Source organism: Vibrio mytili (assembly GCF_000830505.1).
Lineage (GTDB): Bacteria > Pseudomonadota > Gammaproteobacteria > Enterobacterales > Vibrionaceae > Vibrio > Vibrio mytili.
The window spans coordinates 100,907-122,372 of record NZ_JXOK01000076.1 but is presented as its reverse complement, the minus strand read 5'-3'; the positions used below and the strand labels follow the sequence as shown (position 1 = coordinate 122,372).

At 46.3% G+C, this 21,466-nt stretch carries 17 protein-coding genes and 2 pseudogenes; 4 read left to right on the top strand and 15 right to left on the bottom strand.

Features of this window, described 5'->3' with window-relative positions:
• Nucleotides 1-26: 26 nt before the first annotated feature.
• Together SU60_RS18510 and SU60_RS18505 are read right to left on the bottom strand one after the other, a co-directional pair.
• The gene (locus SU60_RS18510; RefSeq protein ID WP_041156819.1) at nt 27-875 is read right to left on the bottom strand and encodes an alpha/beta hydrolase; all 849 of its coding nucleotides are present in this window, start codon (nt 873-875) and stop codon (nt 27-29) included.
• 497 nt (nt 876-1,372) lie between these two features.
• A pseudogene (locus SU60_RS18505) lies at nt 1,373-2,721 on the bottom strand (MBL fold metallo-hydrolase).
• Between the two features lie 532 nt (nt 2,722-3,253).
• Between SU60_RS18505 and SU60_RS18500 the strand changes: the two are divergent.
• The gene (locus SU60_RS18500; RefSeq protein WP_041156818.1) at nt 3,254-3,676 is read left to right on the top strand and encodes a DUF805 domain-containing protein; all 423 of its coding nucleotides are present in this window, start codon (nt 3,254-3,256) and stop codon (nt 3,674-3,676) included.
• Nucleotides 3,677-3,855: 179 nt separating this feature from the next.
• Here the strand turns inward: SU60_RS18500 and SU60_RS18495 are convergent, their stop codons facing one another.
• A complete protein-coding gene (locus tag SU60_RS18495; protein ID WP_041156817.1) occupies nt 3,856-4,794 on the bottom strand; it encodes a glycosyl transferase family 90 in 939 nt (312 codons plus the stop codon).
• 571 nt (nt 4,795-5,365) lie between these two features.
• Nucleotides 5,366-5,713: a 5-carboxymethyl-2-hydroxymuconate Delta-isomerase gene (locus tag SU60_RS18490; protein WP_041156816.1), complete on the bottom strand. Its 348-nt coding sequence runs from the start codon at nt 5,711-5,713 to the stop codon at nt 5,366-5,368.
• Between the two features lie 556 nt (nt 5,714-6,269).
• Here SU60_RS18490 and tpiA point away from each other — a divergent pair.
• A complete protein-coding gene (gene tpiA / locus SU60_RS18485) occupies nt 6,270-7,040 on the top strand; it encodes a triose-phosphate isomerase (RefSeq protein WP_041156815.1) in 771 nt (256 codons plus the stop codon).
• Nucleotides 7,041-7,176: 136 nt separating this feature from the next.
• Here the strand turns inward: tpiA and SU60_RS18480 are convergent, their stop codons facing one another.
• The 4 genes from SU60_RS18480 to glpX all read right to left on the bottom strand — a co-directional run bounded on the left by SU60_RS18480 (nt 7,177) and on the right by glpX (nt 10,790).
• Complete coding sequence (locus SU60_RS18480) at nt 7,177-7,818, bottom strand: YrbL family protein (protein WP_041156814.1); 642 nt, start codon at nt 7,816-7,818, stop codon at nt 7,177-7,179.
• Nucleotides 7,819-8,282: 464 nt separating this feature from the next.
• Entirely contained in the window at nt 8,283-8,609 is a 327-nt protein-coding gene (locus SU60_RS18475; protein WP_041156813.1) for a DUF3135 domain-containing protein, read from the bottom strand.
• A gap of 119 nt (nt 8,610-8,728) precedes the next feature.
• On the bottom strand, nt 8,729-9,343 hold the full coding sequence (locus SU60_RS18470) for a helix-turn-helix transcriptional regulator (RefSeq protein ID WP_041156812.1): 615 nt from the start codon (nt 9,341-9,343) through the stop codon (nt 8,729-8,731).
• A gap of 439 nt (nt 9,344-9,782) precedes the next feature.
• Nucleotides 9,783-10,790, bottom strand: a complete 1,008-nt coding sequence (gene glpX / locus SU60_RS18465; protein ID WP_041156811.1) for a class II fructose-bisphosphatase — start codon at nt 10,788-10,790, stop codon at nt 9,783-9,785.
• Between the two features lie 348 nt (nt 10,791-11,138).
• Between glpX and zapB the strand changes: the two genes are divergently transcribed.
• Nucleotides 11,139-11,381, top strand: a complete 243-nt coding sequence (gene zapB / locus SU60_RS18460) for a cell division protein ZapB (protein ID WP_041156810.1) — start codon at nt 11,139-11,141, stop codon at nt 11,379-11,381.
• Between the two features lie 423 nt (nt 11,382-11,804).
• Here the strand turns inward: zapB and rraA are convergent, their stop codons facing one another.
• The 7 genes and pseudogenes from rraA to priA form a co-directional block, all read right to left on the bottom strand.
• Nucleotides 11,805-12,329: a ribonuclease E activity regulator RraA gene (gene rraA / locus SU60_RS18455; protein ID WP_041156809.1), complete on the bottom strand. Its 525-nt coding sequence runs from the start codon at nt 12,327-12,329 to the stop codon at nt 11,805-11,807.
• Nucleotides 12,330-12,411: 82 nt separating this feature from the next.
• Nucleotides 12,412-13,329, bottom strand: a complete 918-nt coding sequence (locus SU60_RS18450; protein WP_041156808.1) for a 1,4-dihydroxy-2-naphthoate polyprenyltransferase — start codon at nt 13,327-13,329, stop codon at nt 12,412-12,414.
• Between the two features lie 520 nt (nt 13,330-13,849).
• Nucleotides 13,850-15,181 (bottom strand): ATP-dependent protease ATPase subunit HslU, encoded by a 1,332-nt coding sequence (gene hslU / locus SU60_RS18445; protein ID WP_041156807.1) that lies wholly within the window; start codon nt 15,179-15,181, stop codon nt 13,850-13,852.
• Nucleotides 15,182-15,204: 23 nt separating this feature from the next.
• Entirely contained in the window at nt 15,205-15,756 is a 552-nt protein-coding gene (gene hslV, locus SU60_RS18440; protein ID WP_041156806.1) for an ATP-dependent protease subunit HslV, read from the bottom strand.
• 496 nt (nt 15,757-16,252) lie between these two features.
• Entirely contained in the window at nt 16,253-16,798 is a 546-nt protein-coding gene (locus SU60_RS18435; RefSeq protein ID WP_041156805.1) for an SPOR domain-containing protein, read from the bottom strand.
• Nucleotides 16,799-17,347: 549 nt separating this feature from the next.
• Nucleotides 17,348-18,354, bottom strand: a pseudogene (cytR, locus tag SU60_RS18430) (DNA-binding transcriptional regulator CytR).
• Nucleotides 18,355-18,692: 338 nt separating this feature from the next.
• Nucleotides 18,693-20,894 carry a primosomal protein N' gene (gene priA, locus SU60_RS18425; RefSeq protein ID WP_041156804.1) on the bottom strand — a complete coding sequence of 734 codons (2,202 nt, stop codon included), beginning with the start codon at nt 20,892-20,894 and terminating at the stop codon, nt 18,693-18,695.
• A gap of 295 nt (nt 20,895-21,189) precedes the next feature.
• On the opposite strand from priA, the gene rpmE reads away from it, so the two are divergent.
• Nucleotides 21,190-21,408, top strand: coding sequence for a 50S ribosomal protein L31 (gene rpmE / locus SU60_RS18420; RefSeq protein WP_041156803.1), 219 nt, complete (start codon nt 21,190-21,192; stop codon nt 21,406-21,408).
• Nucleotides 21,409-21,466 lie beyond the last annotated feature (58 nt).

Sequence of the window (21,466 nt, the reverse complement as noted above, 5' to 3'; positions counted from 1 at the left end):
ACCTAGGATCTAGGACCTTTTTTACCCTAGAACCTATGTTTTATCCTCCCCCATGCCGGACTGTCCGAATCTAAAAAGTATGTATGCCCTTTGGGTGGATCGAGTTTTTGATTAAAGCTGGAGCAGTCCATCAATTCGATTTGTGGTATTGGATGTTTTGGGCCGGTTTGTCCTAATCTGCGCGTATAACTTCGGTGGGGTAAGTTCATGACTTTACTCGCTGGCATAGCAAAATCGTCTTTGGCATAGAAACAGACCACGTGGTTGGCGACTTGCAGAATCCAGCGGCCTGGTTGGTCTTCTTCCAATGAATTATTGGGGATGTCTGCGGCCATTAAGTAAATCTCATCAAACATCAGTGGTACGCCTTGTTGCCCGAATTCTGCGGCGAACGTGCTTAGGCTTTGTAAAAGTACCCGGTTTCCCATTGAGTGTGCTAATACAGATATTTTTCTATAGCAGGGCGCATGCTTCTGCTGCCAAAGAATCAGTTTGCCGATTGCACGACTGAATATCGCGCCAGAAAGCTCTGCTGCCAGCTGGTCATCCCAATAATCTTTGATGATGCCAAAGTCATTGTCGCACGGCCAAATGATCGGCACGACAACGGTTTTGCTGTGATGCTGGTCTAGCATCTTCTGCATTTTTTCCGCGTTGGGAATCACATCAGCTTCGGGCTGATTATTAAACCCGTGGATATAAAGTAAGATTTTGTCTACTTCTGGACGTAAAAGCGCCTTCATCCAAGCCTCGCTGCCTAGCTCCTGTGTCTTGCCATTTCGGTACTCACAGTAAAGTAACGATTGGCTCAGTTCGTTGCTTGCGGCAAAGCATTGCTGATTTCGGTCGAGTAAGCGGTTGGTGAGCAGTAACATGGTGTCCTTTCCTATATGGTTTAGGTAAAGGATCTCACCGTGTTTATGTCGCCATCGAGAATGACATGGCGTCTTTTCGAAGCAGATAGCGTTAATTCATGCTTTTGTAGTTAAACAAGGTCCTAGGTATTTAGGGTCCTAGGTCCTAGATGGCAAGCGTTGGTTGTTTTGTTAATAACCCGGCATACGGTGCTTGCTTTTTTGGAATACGGAGCGCTTCGCTTACGGATTACGGAGGTGCTTGCTGTGATTTCCGTATTCCGTTTTCTGTAATCCCAGACCGCGAGCACCAGTCTCATGTTTGTTCACTGCAACTCCAGCGATCACGCCTAGGACCTAGGATCTAGGACCTGTGTTTCCATATTCCGTAATCCGTAATCCGTAATCCGTAATCCGTAATCCGTAATCCGTATTCCACAACCGCTCTCTCCAGACTCACATTTATTCACCGCAACTCCAGCGATCACACCTAGGACCTAGGATCTAGGACCTTACCCTCAATAAACCACCTTCATCCCCATACTCTCTAACGCTTCCCCTAGCTCTTTCTTCGCCTCCCGTTCCCCATGAATCAAATGTACCGCTTTAGGTGGGGTGGCAATGCCGGTGACAAACTTAAATAAATCACTTTGGTCTGCGTGAGCGGAATAGCCTGAAATGGTATGGATAAGGGCGTTCACCTTTACGGGATTCCCATCGATTTCAACCGATTCAGCCGCGCTTTGTATTGCGTGCCCAAGCGTGCCGTTGGTTGGTAACCAGCAAAGAGCACGTCATTCTTTTTGTCGGGCAGGAGCGCTTTTAGATAATTGACGATTCTTCCGCCTTCACACATCCCGGATGCCGCTACGACAATTGCAGGCTCATCGGTTGAGGTCAGTCGATTAACTAATGCTTGATGCTCTCGATGGCTTTCTACTGTAATGCACTGGTCAAAAGCGAGTGGGTGACGGTGCGCTTCCACTCTCTGTTTTGCCTCTTGCCCCCATAAGGTTTTAAAACGCCGATAGGTTTTGGTGACTTTTTGTGCCAGCGGTGAGTCGAGAATAATGGGTAACGATGAAGTGAGTTCTCGTTGGTGAATCAGTTGCTCAAGATCGAACAGTAACTCCTGGGTTCGGCCAACACTGAATGCCGGAATAAGAATGACGCCACCATCGTCAAGTGCGTGTTCGATGATATTGTTGAGTCGTTCCGTACGTGTCTCAATGCTTTCGTGTTGTTTGTTGCCATACGTTGACTCGATAAACAAGTAATCAGCCCGCTCAGGCGATTTTGGGTCGGGCAGTAGTGGGGTGTTGGATGGGCCTAAGTCGCCAGAGAAGACAACAATCTCCCCATTGGGCAGTTTAAATTCCACATATGCCGAACCAAGGATATGCCCGGCAGGCTGAACGCGAACATCGGCGAGGTTATCGAGGGATAGCCACTGTTGGTAGTCACACGGTTTGAGCTGCTTTTTGATTATGTTGAGCACTTGCTGACGCTGGTGGTAGTTCAAGCCCAGTTGAAGTTTTAAACCATCTTCCAACATGAGCGGAACCAGCTCTGCGGTGGCGTTGGTGCAATAAATCGGGCCCTTAAACCCTGCCGCCAGTAACCAAGGTAAGCGACCAATATGATCGATATGCGCATGAGTCAGCACCAGTGCTTTGATGTGTTCTATAGGGAATTCAATATCGAGAGAGGCTTCACGCACGCCAAAATGTAGGTCTTGGCCTTGAAAGAGCCCACAGTCAATCAAAATACTGTCATCCGCAAGTTGAAGCTCGTGGCAGGAGCCCGTCACCGTGTATTTGCCTCCATGATGGATAACACTGGCGATGTCAGAAATGAGTGTCGTCATGCGTTGAGTTCTCCTTGTTTATCCAGCATAGGCGAGTCTTTTAGATAAGGGTATGCGCAAGCGTGCAAGTCGTTGAATGGAATTGGTAGGGAAATAGGGAAAATGCGATGGGGGACAAACAGAGGTCCTAGGGAAGAAAACAAGGCCCTAGGGAAAAGACAGGTCCTAGGTCCTAGAGGGAGTGTGTGGATATCGCAGTGTTAAACGGTGAATTTTTCACTCGTTGTTTTTGGATTACAGAGCGCTTCGCTTACGGATTACGGAGGTGTTTGCTGTGATTTCAGTATTCAGTAATCCTAGTAGCTATCACCAATCTCACATTTGCTAACCGCAACTTCAGCGATCCCACCTAGGACCTAGGACCTAGGAGCCTAGGATCTGCTTTATCTAGTACCTACTTTATCTATGATCTGTGTTTTCATTTAGAATTACTTGTCGAATTTCTAAGATTTGACAAAGAAGTCATCCATTGCTTTTTATGTGATGATATAACTACTTACTTAGACGATTTCCTATTTTGGGGTAAATGTAGATGTTAACGAAAGAGTTATTGTTTTCTTTCCAAGGGCGTATTGGGCGTAAGACTTTCTGGATTTGGAATGTTGTTTATTACGTGTTAATCGTTAGTTTTAGCGTCGGTATTAGTCAACTCTTTCCTGCGTTTTCTTACTTACTGTTACCGATTTTTCTTCTGATATTACTGATTCCTGATCTCGCGATTACCACCAAACGTTGGCACGATCGCGATAAGTCGATTTATTGGTTAGCATTAAATATCCCATTGATTTTGGGCCGCATGGGAACGCCATTGGTTGGTCCGGTATCGGGTGATACGTCAACCCCACAAATGCTTATCGCGTCAGTTTCGTTGATTTGTGGTGTGTGGATTTTGGTCGAATGTGGTTTCTTGAAGGGCACGGCGGGACCGAATAAATATGGGGCTGAGCCGGTTTAGGATAAACATAGGTCCTAGGGAAGAAAACAAGGTCCTAGGTTTTTAGGGTCCTAGGTCCTAGGGCCTGTGTTTCCGTATTCTGTAATCTGTAATCCGAGGACACTTTCTCCAGTCTTACACTGATTCACCGCAACTCCAGCGATCACACCTAGGACCTAGGAGCCTAGGATCTAGAACCTTTATTTCCCCCTAGAACCTTCCTTTCCCCAATTCGTCACCGAAAAGTATTTTTCGAGCGTCTTGATGCAAACCAGATCTTCCATGTCTTTATTTTGAAATTGCGCAACATGTTCACGGGCATTGTTTAGAATATTTTCCGCTTTATCTGGATTCTGTAAGTAGTAGTTCACCTTTTCTTCAAAGTCTGACCAATCCTCTTTCACTTCGATATAGTGCACACCTGGCTTGAGAGAGCCCTCCATAAACCAAGTTTCGAATTTCATTTTTGGCGTGATCGCGATGGAGTTTGAAGACATGACCCATTTTAAGTTGGAGGCCACGTCATTACCTTCTAAGCAGATAATGAATTTATACTGCAGTTGGTCGTCAACCGACATAAAGGGTTGTTGCCACTCTGGATGGTCTTTGGAAGGGTTGGATTGGCCTGCATCCACCAACGGATGACCGAACATGGCTTGCATAAAGCGGATACGATGCTTTTGTTTTACCGCGCCACGAAAAACCGCCATGTCTTTTTTTTCTGCGTATTCTACGTTGTCTTCAATAAAGCGGAAGTGACGCATTTTATCTAACTTAAACAATACCGACGTTGAATTATCGCCTTGTGTTGGCCTCGCTTTGTAGAGCGTTGGCTGTGACTCGACTTTGACGTGGTCACCAAAGTAATAGGCAAACTTGAGGTGTTTAGGAAAATAGTGCAAATACTGTTTTAAGTCGTAGAAGTAGGCGCTTTTACCACGACGTCGGTATGAATACTGCGTCGTAGCATCACTGGGTAGTTCATGCAGCTCGTTTGGCTTACAGTAATAGTCCACACGTGCTTGAATGGCTTGTTTATCTTTTTCAAAAAGCCGCTCTAATTGATTTTTACGGCGCTGGAAAACAAACGACGGCACGATATTAAGGAGTAAGCTATTAAGATAGTAGAAAAATTTCATGGATTAGACCTGGAAGCCATTACTGAGCAATAGGTTAGCAGAATCGGTGTGGGCGGGAAAGGTTATAGGAAATAAGGTCCTAGGGGAAAAAACAAGGTCCTAGGTTTTTAGGGTCCTAGGTCCTAGGGGGAGTAAGCGGGGGCCGCAGTGTTAAACAGTGAGTTTTTCACTTGTTGTTTTGGAATACGGAGCGCTTCGCTTACGGAATACGGAATACGGATAAGATCCTAGAGGGAGTGTGTTGGAACGCTTGTGATAAACGTTGGTTTTGTGTTTGTTGTTTTTGGAATACTGAGCGCTTCGCTTACGGATTACGGAGGTGTTTGCTGTGGTTTCCGTATTCCGTATTCCGTAATCCGTATTCCAAGACCGCTCTCTCCAGACTCACATTTGTTCACCGCAACTCCAGCGATCACACCTAGGATCTAGGAGCCTAGGATCTAGGGCCTGTGTTTCTGTATTCTGTAATCCGTATTCCAAGACCGCTCTCTTCAGACTCACATTTGTTCACCGCAACTACAACGATCACACCTAGGACCTAGGAACCTAGGATCTAGGACCTTTTTATTTATCAATTCACCATCTTCTGGAAGCAATCCACATCCATATCTCGGACGTTGACCGTTAAGCTTCGTACATGGCTGGCTTGTTGTTGTAGAACGCTTATCAAAGAGCGGGATAACTCTCGTTTTTGTTCTGTGGTTCTGCCAGCTAACAAATCAAAATTAATATGAATGAAATCGACACTATCGCCTTCGTCACCGACCAACCAATGGTGGCATCTCAGCGCTCGTGATTTCACTGAAGATACTTCAAACAAGCCACTTTCTATTGCCGCTCTATGCAAATCTTCCAATAAACCTTGGACATTGACGCGCTCGTCCACTGAGTTTGAATATTCCAAAACGAGGTTTGGCATGGTTTTTCCTTCCTCTATAAATTGTCTCTGACAAAAAGTTTACTGTGTAGTAATACCAACCTAAGCGGAAATTTCCGAGGAATGCGCTATTATTCTGTCTACGCGATCACCAATCGATTGCTTTTGATAGAATTGACAGAAACAAGCGCTACGCAGACCAGATGGTCAAAGACGTATATACCCAAATGACTTCAAGATGCAGGATTCAGAGCGTTGTCACTGGTTCAAGTTCAAGGCCTTTCGTTGTAATAAATAACTACGCAGTGGAATAGTGTGCTCTTTCCAAGTTATTTGACGCAGAAATTGAGCCAGTGACACGCTCCCGAAGGTCGAGTTGCCTTGGCTCACAGACTTTGTTAACGATTTTTTGATTTAGAACCACTAGATCTTCAAATCGTTGCCGCGTCTGTGAACCAAGTCATTCTCGCTGAACCTAGCATCTTGAGGTTATTTGGGTATAGTCATGATACCAATCATGATCTGTTCATATTATTCTGTTATATTCCTACGTAGATTTTTTACATTAATCATTAATAGATAATACGGAGATATTCCTATGCGTCGTCCTGTAGTGATGGGTAACTGGAAACTAAACGGTAGCAAAGCAATGGTAACTGAGCTACTAACGGGTCTTAATGCTGAGCTAGAAGGCGTTGAAGGTGTGGACGTGGCTGTTGCGCCACCTGCTCTTTACATCGACCTAGCAGAGCGTGTTATTGCTGAAGGCGGTAACAAGATCATCCTAGGTGCGCAAAACACTGACCTAAACAACAGCGGTGCATTCACTGGCGATATGTCTCCAGAAATGCTGAAAGATTTTGGTGCTACTCACATCATCATTGGTCACTCTGAGCGTCGTGAATACCACAACGAATCTGATGAGTTCATCGCGAAGAAATTCAACTTCCTAAAAGAGAACGGTCTAACTCCTGTTTTCTGTATCGGTGAGTCTGAAGCGCAAAACGAAGCGGGCGAAACAGAAGCAGTATGTGCTCGTCAAATCAACGCAGTTATCGACGCGTACGGTGTAGAAGCGCTAAACGGCGCTATCATCGCTTACGAACCAATCTGGGCTATCGGTACTGGTAAAGCGGCAACAGCTGATGATGCACAACGCATCCACGCTTCTATCCGTGCACTTATCGCAGAGAAAGATGCAGCAGTTGCTGAGCAAGTCATCATTCAATACGGCGGTTCTGTTAAACCAGAAAACGCAGAAGCTTACTTCTCACAACCAGACATCGACGGTGCACTAGTTGGTGGCGCATCTCTAGATGCGAAGAGCTTTGCAGCAATCGCTAAAGCAGCGGCAGCCGCTAAAGCGTAATCTTGTTTTAAACAAGTAGAAATAATAAAGGGATGCATCACGCATCCCTTTTCTGTCTTTGGTATTGACCTTAGTCTTCGCCTGTCTAGACTTGAGCTTGTCTAAGTCGTAGTCCGTTTGACCAATCGCTACACGGTTAAAGGTACCGCGCTTCAAATTCGTCCGCTTTTTTGTTGTACGTTTCCAGCTCTTCAGGACCCTTAGTGGCCTGAATACATACAGGCAAGTTGTGTCTTAATAACTTCGTAAACTTGCGATTTATCTTTCTATGCATCAGATAAGGAACAAAACTCGATAAAGGAATAAACTCGGTATTACCAAACCCATCAATCAGATACAGCCTGATTTCACCTCCCGATTGCTGAACCAGTATATTCGTCAGCACTAGATCGCTCGGTATGATGCGATTCTCCATCAAGTAATCTTTTAGAGTACTAATGGCCCGAAGTATATTATCGAAATCAACCGATTCTTGCTGTTGAGATATGTACTGCGACAAGTTTAATGAGACCGACAAATCTTCATCTAAAACAACTTGTTGCTTAAATCCTACTTGGGTCTCTGTGGTAACTTTTCCTAAATAGTCAGGAATGTGGGTGAACTGAACCTTTTTATTTTTTAATCGTTCAAAAAACTGAATTTCACGATAAGTTTGTTTGGCTGTGTCTTTCCGGCTCAGCTTAACACATTGGGCTCTGTCTTCAGGGTTTTGGAGACAAACTCGCTCCGTGCCTTTACCGATGACTGTCCAATTTTGGAACTCATGATCTGATTGCATCTTTGACCTTTACATGTTTTCTCTCGTGATCATCAACAGAATGACACGTTCGTTTTATGAGAGAAACTTTTGAACTTGTTGCAATTGTATCATGAACTGGGGAAAAACTAGGTACTAGGGGATAAACCTAGGTCCTAGGTTAGAAAACAAGGTCCTAGGGAGATAAACATAGGTCCTAGATAAAAGAAAGGTCCTAGGTTCTAGGTGGCAAGCGCTGGTGGTCCCGTTAATAACCCGACGGAAGGTGCTTGCTTCTATGGAATACGGATTACAGAGTACTGAGGTTTTTGCTGGTACGGCGGTGTTAAATGGTTGGTTTTTCTATTGTGGTTTTGGAATATTGAAGCGTTTAACGTGGGTTCTGTAATCTGTAATCCCAGCAGCGATCACCAGCCTCACGTTGGTTCGCTGCAACTCCAACAATCACGTCTAGGACCTAGGAACCTAGGATCTAGGACCTTATTTTAATAAAACTGAACAACATTATTGTCGGGTTTGTTCGCTTGTGGCTTTCCTTGCAACGCTTGTTGAAACTTAACGAATTGCTTTCTCAGTTCGTTTCCCAGAACAACATTGGTGTGGTTGGGGTTTTTGCAGTGGTCTATCATTCTGTCGATATGGCTTTGCTGCGCTCGCAACCTTGGTTGCATTTTCGCAGACGCATTGTTAATCATCGCTTCTGCCATATCATGACGGAACTGCTCGAAAGCAACAGGATCACGCTCTGCCATTCTTACCATTTCATCAAATGAGGGTAGGGATTGTTGCAGGCTTTGTTGTGGGTTTGCCATTATGGTTCTCCAAATCCATATGGGATACCTAAAAGCCTATACCAATTGAGAGAGGGTAGATTGCAAATAGAATGTCCGTCTCGTTAGTGAGACAGGTCGGCGCTAAGATCTGAATGGCCTCACGCTTGAATACGATATACGCAGCGGCGTTGCCCTTGAATGATATGCTCAGTTCGAGTGATGGTTGTGTCTTCTCCGAGCAGAGACTGGAATACACTTAATTCAGATTGGCATAAGCTTGGGCAGCGTGTTGCGGCTTTACAGATAGGACAGTGGTTTTCGATCAAAATGAAGCCCTGTTCATCTTGTTCCAGCTCTGCCATGTAGCCTTCTTGTTCACGCAGAGTGACTAAGGTTTCTAGTTTGCTCTCAAGGGAGTCGCATTGCGCAAGGTGCTGACGATAGTTATGCAGGGTCAGCTTTTCACGCTCGGAGGTGACTTTTTCCAGCCCTTCTTTGCCGAAAATATGTTCGACTGCTTCGATGAATTGAATGGTGAGCTCACCATGACGATCGGTAAATTGCTCATGACCTTTTTGAGTCAGTTGCCAATGCCGTGTTGGACGACCGACTTTGACTTTTTTATCGTGAGTAGAAAGGATGCCATCGTCTTCCAATCCTTGCAGGTGCTGACGCGCCCCCATGGTCGTCATACTCAATTCAGAAGAAAGTTGTTTAGCAGTGACAGAGCCGTCACGCTTAACGATTTGCAATATCCTATCTACGGTTTTCATATACCCACCATTTATATGTCAGTACATATTATGCGCGATAGGGTTAGTAAAGGAAAGGCTTTATAATCGTGGACACAGGTCCTAGGGAAAAGAGAGGGCCTAGGTCCTAGGGGAGTTTGTTGGTACAGCAGTGTTAATTGGTGAGTTTTGTGCTTGTTGTTTTGGAATACGGAGCGCTTCGCTTCCAGATTACGGAGTTTTTTACCGTGGGTTCTGTAATCTGTATTCCAAGACTGCATTCACCAGTCTCACGTTTGGTCACTACAATTTCAGCGATTCCGTCTAGGACCTAGGACCTGTGTTTCTGTATTCTGTAATCCGTATTCCAAGACCGCTAGCACCTAAATGTCCGATTTTCACAGACCTTACCGCAAGCTCTCCTAGGACCCTAGAACCTAGGATTCTAGGACATATGTTTTATAACCCTAGGTCCTAAAAACTACACAATAATATCGCGCACTTCTGGGTCTTTACGTTCCAAGTAGTGGATGGACTTAATGCGACGAATCGTACGGCAGCGACCGCGGATTAACAGCGTCTCTGTGGTGGCGATGTTACCTTGACGCGTGATACCGTCTAACAAATCACCTTTGGTAATGCCAGTGGCGGAGAACACCACATTATCGCTGCGGGCCATGTCTTCCATTTTTAGAACTACATTGGCTTTAACGCCCATCTCTTCACAGCGTTTTAGTTCGGCAGCACCGTAGATACGGTTTTCTTCGTTGTCACCTTTGACTTCATGGCGAGGAAGAAGGCGACCGTGCATATCACCGTCCAACGCTCGAATAACGGCGGCAGAGACCACACCCTCTGGCGCGCCACCGATGCAGTACATAGCATCGACTTCACTGTCTGGCATACACGTTAGGATAGATGCTGCTACGTCACCGTCTGGCACGGCAAAGACGCGCACACCCATGGATTGCATCTCGGCGATAACGTCGTCATGGCGTGGTTTGGCTAGGGTGATGACGACAAGCGTGTCGAGTGTTTTGTTGAGCGCATTGGCGATGTTATCTAAGTTTTCTTTTAGTGGTTTGTTGAGGTCGATAACCCCTTTGGCACCTGGACCAACAACCAATTTTTCCATGTACATGTCAGGGGCTTTGAGAAAGCTGCCTTTTTCGCCAGCCGCAAGGACTGCAAGTGCATTGGACTGACCCATAGCCGTCATGCGAGTGCCTTCGATTGGATCAACCGCAATATCAACGGCATCACCACCGATACCCACTTGCTCACCGATATAGAGCATTGGTGCATCATCGATTTCGCCTTCGCCAATCACGATTTCACCACTGATTTCAGTTTTGTTCAGTAGCGTACGCATAACCTCTACGGCCGCGCCGTCTGCTGCGTTTTTGTCGCCACGGCCAAGCCATTTGTAACCAGCGAGTGCTGCACCTTCAGTCACACGGGAAAATGCCATTGCTAAATCGCGTTTCATGATGTCTCCAAGTAAGCAAGAGGGAAGAATAATTTGCGCGAGGATTTTAGCACAACGCTGGTTAAACGTTTGCCTTTTTGCGTGTCTTTAACCTTCACTAAGTTGAATTTGATCAAAGCTTGGCTGAGTTTTTATTGTGGCGATGGCAAAATAACGTGGTTAAAATTGCCTCACGAATAAGAAAAGTCAGCGTTTAGTGAAATAGCGCTGTTTTTTTAATCGAATGATGCAAAATATCGAATATAGGGCGTGTTTATCATCGCTACGCTGAGTAGAATGAACTTCATATAGGTTAGGTGCACGTCTGTCTCGTGCGTCACTCCAACGGAATAACATAGGTAGGCCAAGATGTCTTTTGAAGTACTAGAACAATTAGAATCGAAAATTCAAACCGCAGTTGACACAATCACTCTTCTTCAGATGGAAGTAGAAGAGCTGAAAGAAGACAAAGTGAAACTAGAAACAGAAGCGAATGAACTGCGCTCTCAACGTGAAGATCTTGAGCAGAAAGCTCAACAAGCACAACAAGAGCACGCTCAGTGGCAAGAACGCATTCGCGCACTACTTGGCAAAATGGACGACGTAGAGTAATTCTATCGGTTCATTCGAATCTAAAACACCCGCCTCGGCGGGTGTTTTTACATAAAGGTCCTAGGTCCTAGAGGGAGTGCGCGGAACTAGCTGGGATAAATGTTGGTTTCGTGTTTGGGTTTTGGATTACGGAGCGCTTCGCTTACAGATTACAGAGGCGTATGTTCTGTATTCCAAGGCCACATTCACCTAGTAGCCTAGGGCCTAATACCTGTGTTTCCGGGTTCCGTATTCTGTAATCAGTAATCCAAGCCGACATTCACTAAGGTCACGTTTATTCACCGTAACTTCAACGATCTCGCCTAGGACCTGTGTTTCCGTAATCTGTATTCCAAGACCACATTCGCCTAGGTTGCGTTTGAACTCTGCAACTCCAACGATCTCGCCTAGAACCTAGAACCTAGAACCTAGGACCTTTTTTTCCTAGGACCCTAGCACCTCTTCTTCTTCCTCATCCAACTCTAAATCAATATTGAGCGGCTCAGGCGAGAGGATAATGCCGGTGCTGTCGGCATAGAGGTAATCTTCAGGGAGAAAGCTGACGCCACCAAAGTTAACGGGGACATCTAGTTCACCGATACCTTGGCTGGTGGCGCCGACAGGGATAGAAGCGAGTGCCTGAATCCCGAGGTTCATGTCTTCGAGTTCGTCGACTTCACGAACGCACCCATAAACGACGATGCCTTCCCATTCGTTGTCTTCTGCGATGGTTGCTATTTCTGCATCGACAAGGGCTTTACGTAAGGAGCCGCCACCGTCAATTAGCAGAACACGACCGACGCCATCTTGCTCAAGCGTTTCACGGATCAGTGAGTTGTCTTCAAAACACTTGATAGTGGTGACCTGTCCGGCAAATGAAGCGCTGCCGCCAAAGTTACTGAACATTGGCTCAACCACATCGACTTGATCGAGATAGATGTCACAGAGTGCTGAGGTGTTGTATTCCATAGCGTACCTTTCTAAGCAGAAAAGAAAATTGGTTGTCCTTGAGTATATCTGGGCATTAAGTCAATGCAATGACATTCTTTTTTTAACTTACCAGAGTTTGAGCTACCACAATTGTTGCGAACAATATATTGGTCGTTAAGGAGCATTTGACGATGGCTGGCAACATCGGGGCAATTTGTGCTGGTTTTTCTGTATACCAAACCGCTTTTCCGTGATGGAGAACGAAATAGACGCTGAGCAAGAAGGGCAGACTAATCCAGATGGACTTATCTTGAATCAATAGGTAACTGGCAAACGCAACCACAGCCCCACCAAGCAAAAGAAAATGGTATTGCTTGGCTTTGCGCTGACCTAAGCGTACTGCCACGGTTCGTTTGCCACACTCACGGTCATTTTCAATGTCGCGCATGTTGTTAATATTGAGTACTGCGACCGCGAGCAACCCACAGCCAAGTGCAGGAAGAAATAAAGTGCTATCGATATGGCCGGTATGGAGGAAGTAAGTACCAGATACGCCCAGTAAACCAAAAAACAGAAAGACTGAAATATCACCAAGCCCGACGTAACCATAAGGTTTGCTGCCCATGGTGTAGGCAATCGCTGCCAATATCGCAAGCACTCCGAGCCCGATGAAGGTCACGATACTTTCTACCGAGTTCAGTGAATAGAGCACTAAAACAAGTCCGGAAATGACCGTGAGTCCAATATTAAAGATGATGGCTTGTTTCATTTGCTTAGGACTGACAGCACCAGATTGCATTGCACGTACTGGGCCAAGACGTTTTTCATTGTCGGTACCTTTAACCGCGTCACCATAATCATTGGCAAGGTTAGAAAGGATTTGCAGTAATGTCGCGGTGACAAACGCCAGAATGGATACCATCAAAGAGAAATCCCCCGCAGCGTATGCAAGCACACTACCGGTAAGAATGGAGACCAATGCGAGTGGTAATGTTTTAGGGCGAGCGGCCTCAAGCCAGATCTGCAGAGATTGTTTCATGAAATTTTCGTGCTAGTAATTCATTTGCCCAGTATAAGCTCAAACACTCGGTTACGCTATTGACCTGAAGCAAGTCAATAAAATATAAGAAAACAGAAGACAGAGGTCTTAGGGGAAAAGAGGTCCTAGGGGGAAAATAGGTCCTAGGGAAAACAAAGGTCCTAGGTCCTAGGGGAGTTTGTTGACACCGCAGTGTTAATTGGTGAGTTTTGTATTTGTTGTTTCGGGAATACGGATTACAGAATACAGTAAAGGTCCTAGGGGGAAACATAGGTCCTAGGTCCTAGAGGGAGTACGCGGGGGCTCCAGTGTTAAACGGCGAATTTTTCACTTGTTGTTTTTGGAATACAGAGCGCTGCGCTTACCGATTACAGAGGAGTATGTTCTGTATTCCGTAATCTGTATTCCAAGACCACACTCACCGAGGTTGCGTTTGATCTCTGCAACCTCAGCGATCACACCTAGGACCTAGGAGCCTAGAACCTAGGTCCTTCCTATATCCTAGAACCTAGGTCCTTTTTTAAAGAATAAAACGACTTAGATCTTCATCTTCGATAGTATCGCCTAGGCGAGCTTTCACATAGTCTGAGTTAATCACAAACTTGGCGCCAGATTGCTCCGCAGCATCGTAAGAGATCTCGTCCATCAAGCGCTCCATGACGGTATGCAGGCGGCGCGCACCGATGTTCTCGGTACTTTCGTTAACGGTCCAGGCGGCTTCCGCGATTTGCGTGATTCCGTCTTCGGTAAACTCTATATCGACATCTTCGGTCTTCATCAATGCAACGTACTGCTCCGTCAAAGACGCTTTTGGCTCCGTTAGGATGCGTTTGAAGTCATTGCTGCTTAATGCTTCCAGTTCAACACGAATTGGTAGACGGCCTTGCAACTCTGGGATTAAGTCTGACGGTTTTGCTACTTGGAAGGCACCAGAAGCCACAAATAGGATATGGTCAGTTTTTACCATGCCGTGTTTGGTTGATACGGTACTGCCTTCAATCAAAGGAAGTAGATCGCGCTGGACACCTTCACGAGATACATCTGGGCCTGAGCTTTCACCACGCTTACAGATTTTATCGATCTCATCAATAAAGACGATGCCGTTGTTTTCTACGTTGAAGATTGCGGCTTCTTTGAGCTCTTCTTGATTGACCAGCTTCGCGGCTTCTTCTTCAACTAGCGCTTTGAGTGCATCTTTGATTTTCAGCTTACGTTTCTTCTTCGTGTCGCCTGCAAGGTTTTGGAACATGCCTTGCAATTGGTTGGTCATTTCTTCCATGCCAGGAGGCGCCATGATCTCTACGCCCATTTGAGGTGCGGCAACGTCGATTTCAATTTCTTTATCATCGAGTTGCCCTTCACGTAATTTCTTACGGAAAACCTGACGTGTGTGCGACGACTCTTCGGTTTGTTCAGCTTGGCCCCAACTGTCTCGAGCGGGTGGTAGCAATGCATCCAAAATGCGCTCTTCGGCTTGCTCTTCAGCGCGGAACTTCACTTTTTCCATCGCTTGTTGGTGCGTCATTTTTACTGCGACATCTGTTAAGTCACGAATGATGGTTTCGACTTCTTTACCTACGTAACCCACTTCGGTGAATTTAGTGGCTTCGACTTTGATAAACGGCGCGTTTGCCAGTTTTGCAAGTCGACGAGCGATCTCAGTTTTACCCACACCAGTAGGACCGATCATCAAGATGTTTTTCGGCGTCACTTCTGCACGCAAGCTCTCTTCGAGCTGCATACGACGCCAGCGGTTACGAAGCGCAATCGCAACCGAACGTTTTGCTTTCTCTTGGCCAATAATGTGGCGGTTCAGTTCATGAACGATTTCGCGAGGTGTCATTTCAGACATATTCTTTCCTTACTTCGTTACGATTACTCGGTTGGTTTAGCGAGCTCTGTGGTTGAGTCTAGCTCTTCTACCGTGTGGTGATGGTTGGTGAATACACAGATGTCACCTGCGATGTTCAATGCTTTTTCTGCAATTTCACGTGCGTCCAAGTCGGTATTTTCGAGTAGCGCAGTGGCCGCTGCCTGTGCGTAAGCGCCACCAGAACCGATCGCGATCAGGTCATTTTCTGGCTGAACGACGTCACCATTACCAGTAATGATTAAAGAGGCGGTTTCATCTGCGACAGCAAGCAGTGCTTCGAGTTTGCGCAGTGCGCGATCACTTCTCCAGTCTTTCGCCAGTTCTACAGCGGCTTTGGTCAAATGGCCCTGGTGCATTTGCAGCTTACTTTCGAAGCGTTCAAATAGGGTGAAGGCATCCGCGGTACCGCCTGCAAAGCCTGCCAGTACTTGGTTGTTGTATAAGCGGCGTACTTTGCGTGCGTTCCCTTTCATGACGGTATTGCCCAGCGATACTTGGCCATCACCCGCGATGACGACTTTATTGCCTCGACGTACAGATACTATGGTAGTCACAGTCGACCTCTTGAATTATTTCTCTTTGGATTTAATTCTGTATATGGGGGAGGGTAGTTTGGGATTCAAGGGGGAAATAAACAGAGGTCCTAGATTTGTAGGATCCTAGGTAAGAGGTAGGTCCTAGGTTATAGGATCCTAGGTCCTAGGCGTGATCGCTGAAGGTGCGGTGAAAAAACGTGAGGCCGAAGAGAGTGGCCTTGGAATACAGGTTACGGACTACGGATTACAGTAAACACTTCTGTAATCGGGAAGCGAAGCGCTCTGTAATCCCAGTCCACAAGTTCAAATGGTGATGCTAAAACGCCCAAGTTTCAGATAGCTCCCTCTAGACTTAGGAGCCTAGAATCTAGGGCCTAATTTCCCTGTATTCCGTAAGCGAAGCGCTCTGTAATTCCAAGCCACAAGTTCAAATGGTGACGCTAAAACGCCGAAGTTTCAGCTAGATCCCTCTAGGACCTAGAACCTAGGCCCTATTTTTCCCTAGGCCCTTTTTTTATAAATTATCCTTCCAAATCGCACACGGCTCGATTTTCGCACGTTGCAACTTGTGACGGTCTTTTTCCGCATCGCGTTTGAATTTGTACGGACCTAGGACGACTCGATACCAAGAGCTGCCGGACTTTTTGATAATTCTGCTCGACATGCCTTGGAAGGCGACGGCAAGTTTACGCTCTTCTGCCTGGGCTTGGGTTTTGTACGCACCACACTGCATGATATAAGGGATTTTTGAGACTTTAATGTCTTTTGCCACGACCTCGACTTCTCGCTTCGGTAGTGTCTCTACATATTCCCACTTCTCTTCTGGTGGTGGTGGAAGATCTTTTTTAGGCTTTGGTTTGCTGACTGGTTTTGTCGGCTGTTGCACCACAGGTTGCTCTGGCTCAGGATCGCTGCTTAGCATATACAAGCCATAGCCAAAACCGCCCACGAGCAAAATAGCAAGCAGACCACTACGCCAAGGCTTTTTCTTAGGAGTTTGTTTTCTGGTTGGTTTTTTTGGGGCGCCTCGCCCCCGTCTTACATAATCTTTGTTTGCCACGGTTACTTCAGATCATCAAGGATTCTTGCAGGTATGTTAATCCAGAATGATACGAGAAAACACCCTGTTAATGCATTCTTGTTAGGTAAGGGGATATAAAATTAAAGATAGGTCCTAGGGGAGAAGAGATAGGTCCTAGGTAAAAGAAAGGTCCTAGGGGGAGGGCGTTGAGATTCAAGAGCTAGATAGTGGCCTTTGTATTTGTGGTTTGGGAATACAGAGCGCTGCGCTTCTAGATCACGGAGGTGCTTGCTGTGAGTCCTGTATTCCGTAACCCGTATTCCAAGGCGAGCCGCCTTTGAGCACTGTAACTTCAGCGAGTAGTACACCTAGGACATAGAGGGAGGGCGTTGGATTCACGATCTAGATAGTGGCCTTTGTATTTGTGGTTTGGGAATACAGAGCGCTGCGCTTCTAGATCACGGAGGTGTTGGCCGTGAGTCCTGTATTCCGTAACCCGTATTCCAAGGCCACATACACCAGAATCGCCTTTGTTTACTGTAACTTCAGCGAGTACGCCTAGGACCTAGAACCTAGGACCTAGTTTTTCTACCTCATCGCTGGTGGCGCGGCACTGCCTCGAACGACGAGGCGTGTATCAAGTAGACGCGAGCCCGAATTAACGTTGTGGCCTTTGAGCAGATCGAGCATCATCAACATGGCTTGGCGACCAATCTCGTAGCGGGGTTGCGAGATAGTCGTTAACGGTGGATCGCTGTATTGCGCGAAGTTAATGTCATCGAATCCCACTACTGACAGATCCTGTGGTACACGTAAACCCAAACGCTTTGCTTCTTGAATGGCACCGATAGCGATGGTGTCACAGTGACAGAAGATAGCCGTTGGCGGTTCAGGTAACTCAAGTAATTGACGCACTGCACGTGCACCGCCGTCAAAAGAAAATTCAGTCACGACGCTGTAGAGTTCTTCTTTAGCGATTCCAGAGCGACGAAGCGCTTGTTGATACCCTTGTTGGCGAAATTGGCACAATGCTGCGCTTTCTGGCCCTGAGATTTGGGCAATGCGTTTATGCCCTAATTGGGTCAGGTAGTTAACGGCTTCAAAGGCAGAGGTCAGGTTATCGATATGTACTGTTGGCAGTTCAAGCTCTGGGGCAAACTCACAAGCCATGACCATGGGAGGAAGATTTTTTTGTTCTGGCTTACTGACGTCAAAAGGTAAGTCAGTGCCGAGCAGTAGCATGCCATCCGCTTGCTTGGTAAACACTAAATTTACAAACGAGTTTTCACGTTTCTTTTGCTTGCCGCTATCGCCTAACAAGACCAAATAACCGTGTTCCATCGCCGCGTCTTCGATCCCACGGATGATTTCAGAAAAGTAAGGATCGCAGATGTCAGGAACGATAGTGACAATCGTTTTTGATTCATTTCGACGTAAGTTACGCGCCAATGAGTTTGGCGAGTAACCGGCCTCGAGAACGGCATCCTCGACTCTTTTCCTCGTCGAAGATGAAACCTTTTCTGGATTCATCAAGCTCGTGAGACTGTCGCTGTCGACACTCCCGCCAGCTGGGCAACATCCTTCATTGTCGCCATAATGTTCTAACCTCTCAAATGTTTTGGACGATATCCACTCGTCGTCGCTACACCGCATATTGCTGTGTTATCCATCTCTGAATGCGTTGCGACTGTTTGTACGCGATGAATGACTTGTTCGCGATGAAATGACGGCTGCCGATGCATCTTTATCACCGCATCGATGGGTATCGCTTTCTTAGTTATTGCAATCTAAGGATTTAAGCCTTAGATGATTGACCATTTGGGATAGTTTATTCGTTTCTGTAGCAAAAGTTACGGTCTATTTAACAAAAAATGCATTCCTAGTGTGATTTGACTCACATCAAAAGGTGATTAGTTACATAGTTAAACGTTTGCTAACTGAGATCCTGTGGTTCTATGTCTAAATTCCAACGGACTTTCTTAGCATTCGGTAATAGCTCAATCGCTGGCTTGGCACTGGTTAGTAACTTTTGCATGAGAGAGCGGTGCTGGGTTTGCAACAAAAGTTGCCACCGGTATTTTCCTGCACGTTTGGCTAACGGTGATGGAGTAGGGCCCAATACCAAACAGCTATCATCAAAGAGTGGGTGTGACTCTAAAGTGAAGCGAACTTGGCGCAAAAAGTCTTCAACGATCTCACTTTGATTCGCTTCCGCTTTAAACAAAGTCAAAAAACTGTATGGCGGCAGTTGGGCAAGCTTACGCTCTTCCAGTGCGGTCATTGCAAAGTGGCGATAGTCTTTTTGCAGCAGCGCCTGTAATAAGCTGTGCTCAGGGTGATGGGTTTGTAAAATGACTTCGCCTCGTTTGCTTGCACGGCCTGCGCGACCTGCAACTTGTATAAAGAGTTGGGCTAAACGCTCAGAGGCACGGAAGTCACTACTATATAAAGAACCATCGACATCCAATAAAGCGACCAAGGTAACATTGGGAAAGTGATGTCCTTTAGCAAGCATCTGGGTGCCAATTAAAATTTGATATTCGCCTTTACGAATCGATTCGAGTGCATCTTCTAGGCTACCTTTGCGGCGTGTGCTATCTCTATCAATCCGAATCGCTTTGTATTCTGGAAAAAGCTGAGCGAGTTGCTGTTCTAGCTGTTCTGTCCCAACCCCAACCGTCACCAACTGGGTAGAGCCACATCCCTGACACTGATGAATCACCGGCTGCTGTGAACCGCAGTGATGACAGCGTACCTCGTTGCTGTATTGATGAAAGGTGTAATAGGCATCGCAACGTTTACACTCCGCAATCCACCCACATTCGTGACACATCAGGGCGGGAGAAAAGCCTCGACGGTTAAGAAACAGCATCACCTGATTGCCAGCTTTCAAATGTTTGCGCATTTCGGCAATTAAGGGGGCAGACAGGCCACTTTCTAAGTAATGTCCTTTGACATCGAGCACTTTGTTGGTTGTTGGTACCGCAGAGCCTGCTCGTTGCGTTAACGTCAGGTGGTGGTACTTACCAGATAGCGCGTTGTGCAATGTTTCGAGTGCAGGCGTTGCTGAGCCCAGCACTATCGGCACTTGCTCTTTGTGAGCGCGCATCACGGCGACATCACGAGCGTGATACCGCAAACTGTCTTGCTGTTTGTACGACGAGTCGTGTTCCTCATCGACAATAATAATACCGAGGTCGGCAAACGGCGTCAGGAGCGCTGAGCGTGTACCAATGATAATGCCCGCCGCTTTATCTCGTGCCGATAACCAAGCATTTAAACGTTCCGTTTCATTTAAACCTGAGTGAATGACATCCACTGGGACATTAAAGCGACGCTTGAAACGGTTGATGGTTTGAGGGGTTAGGCCGATTTCTGGCACTAATACCAACGCTTGTTTACCTTGCTCTAAAACGGGTTTAATTAGGTTAAGATACACTTCGGTTTTGCCTGAGCCAGTGACCCCCTCTAATAAATAACAGGCGAACCCAGTTTGGCTATTCACACTGGCAATGGCGAGGGCTTGTTCGTGATTAAGCTTTGGTTTGTCGACGTCATTTTCTACCTGATGCTGCCATTTGGTGACCATAGGTTTTTTCTCGATGCGCTCAATCCATCCTTTATCTTCAAGCGTATTGAGCACTGTCGATGTGATTTCTTGCTCGGTCAGCTCTTGGTGAGGAATCGGCCCCTGGCTCATCATTTGTAGGGCACGTTGCTGTTTGACAGCTCGCCCCAAACCCTGCATTAGCTTATTTTTACCTTGCTCGGTGATTTGCCATTCCTGTAGCGTGGCAAAATCCGCTGGTTTCCCTTTGCGTAATGCACCTGGCATGGCGTTGTGTAATGTATCGCCGAGTGGATATTGATAAAACTGGCTGCACCAAGTCAGTAAGGAGTAGAGTTTCTCTGACCAGATTGGCTGCGAATCTAACACCGCTTTTATCGGTTTGAGTTGCTCTACAGGAAAGTCTGAATGATTCACCATCGCGGTTACGATACCAACTAAGGTTTGACGACCAAAAGGAACCGACACGCGCCCACCAATAATCGGAAACAAATGTCCCGGGATGGCATAATCAAACTGTTTGTCGAGTGGTACGGGTAGTGCCACTCTGGCGATGGATGGACGCATAGGTAGTTAGCTACATATAAAAAGAGGGAAGAGGTTAGAGTCTATTAAAATCGGCATGAAAATTCGAGTAAACCTGCATGCTAACGTCGTAAACTCGCCAGTGCGCGCTGCTTGACTAAAAAAGTGGCGAAAAAGTTATCAAATAAGTTGATCCCTGCTATGCGATTCATTAGTATATCGCGCCTTGAGATATGGCTTCGGCAATCAGCCAAAGCGGTATCGACTTTTGATGTTAATTGCGTGTGGTGTGCGGCATAGACTCGTATAGCGACACGGCCTACTTTGAGGTTATCCTATGAAACCTGGTATCCACCCAGAATACAAAGCAGTAAAAGCGACTTGTTCTTGCGGCAACTCTTTTGAGTTCAACTCTACTCTAGGTAAAGAGTCAATCCACCTAGACGTATGTGACAAGTGCCACCCATTCTACACTGGTAAGCAACGTATCGTTGATACAGGCGGCCGTGTTGATCGCTTCAACAAGCGTTTTGGTGCACTATCAAGTAAGAAATAATAGCCGTCGCTATTACGATTACAGTTTAAGAAAGGGACGCTTCGGCGTCCTTTTTGTT

Bases quoted from the DNA above. Each gene is read 5' to 3' on its own strand.
- rpmE (WP_041156803.1), top strand. From the start codon at position 21,190: ATGAAACCTGGTATCCACCCAGAATACAAAGCAGTAAAAGCGACTTGT.
- SU60_RS18495 (WP_041156817.1), bottom strand. From the start codon at position 4,794: ATGAAATTTTTCTACTATCTTAATAGCTTACTCCTTAATATCGTGCCG.
- priA (WP_041156804.1), bottom strand. From the start codon at position 20,894: ATGCGTCCATCCATCGCCAGAGTGGCACTACCCGTACCACTCGACAAA.
- rraA (WP_041156809.1), bottom strand. From the start codon at position 12,329: ATGGAATACAACACCTCAGCACTCTGTGACATCTATCTCGATCAAGTC.
- SU60_RS18475 (WP_041156813.1), bottom strand. From the start codon at position 8,609: ATGGCAAACCCACAACAAAGCCTGCAACAATCCCTACCCTCATTTGAT.
- zapB (WP_041156810.1), top strand. From the start codon at position 11,139: ATGTCTTTTGAAGTACTAGAACAATTAGAATCGAAAATTCAAACCGCA.
- SU60_RS18490 (WP_041156816.1), bottom strand. From the start codon at position 5,713: ATGCCAAACCTCGTTTTGGAATATTCAAACTCAGTGGACGAGCGCGTC.
- SU60_RS18470 (WP_041156812.1), bottom strand. From the start codon at position 9,343: ATGAAAACCGTAGATAGGATATTGCAAATCGTTAAGCGTGACGGCTCT.
- SU60_RS18510 (WP_041156819.1), bottom strand. From the start codon at position 875: ATGTTACTGCTCACCAACCGCTTACTCGACCGAAATCAGCAATGCTTT.
- hslU (WP_041156807.1), bottom strand. From the start codon at position 15,181: ATGTCTGAAATGACACCTCGCGAAATCGTTCATGAACTGAACCGCCAC.
- SU60_RS18500 (WP_041156818.1), top strand. From the start codon at position 3,254: ATGTTAACGAAAGAGTTATTGTTTTCTTTCCAAGGGCGTATTGGGCGT.
- tpiA (WP_041156815.1), top strand. From the start codon at position 6,270: ATGCGTCGTCCTGTAGTGATGGGTAACTGGAAACTAAACGGTAGCAAA.
- SU60_RS18450 (WP_041156808.1), bottom strand. From the start codon at position 13,329: ATGAAACAATCTCTGCAGATCTGGCTTGAGGCCGCTCGCCCTAAAACA.
- SU60_RS18480 (WP_041156814.1), bottom strand. From the start codon at position 7,818: ATGCAATCAGATCATGAGTTCCAAAATTGGACAGTCATCGGTAAAGGC.
- glpX (WP_041156811.1), bottom strand. From the start codon at position 10,790: ATGAAACGCGATTTAGCAATGGCATTTTCCCGTGTGACTGAAGGTGCA.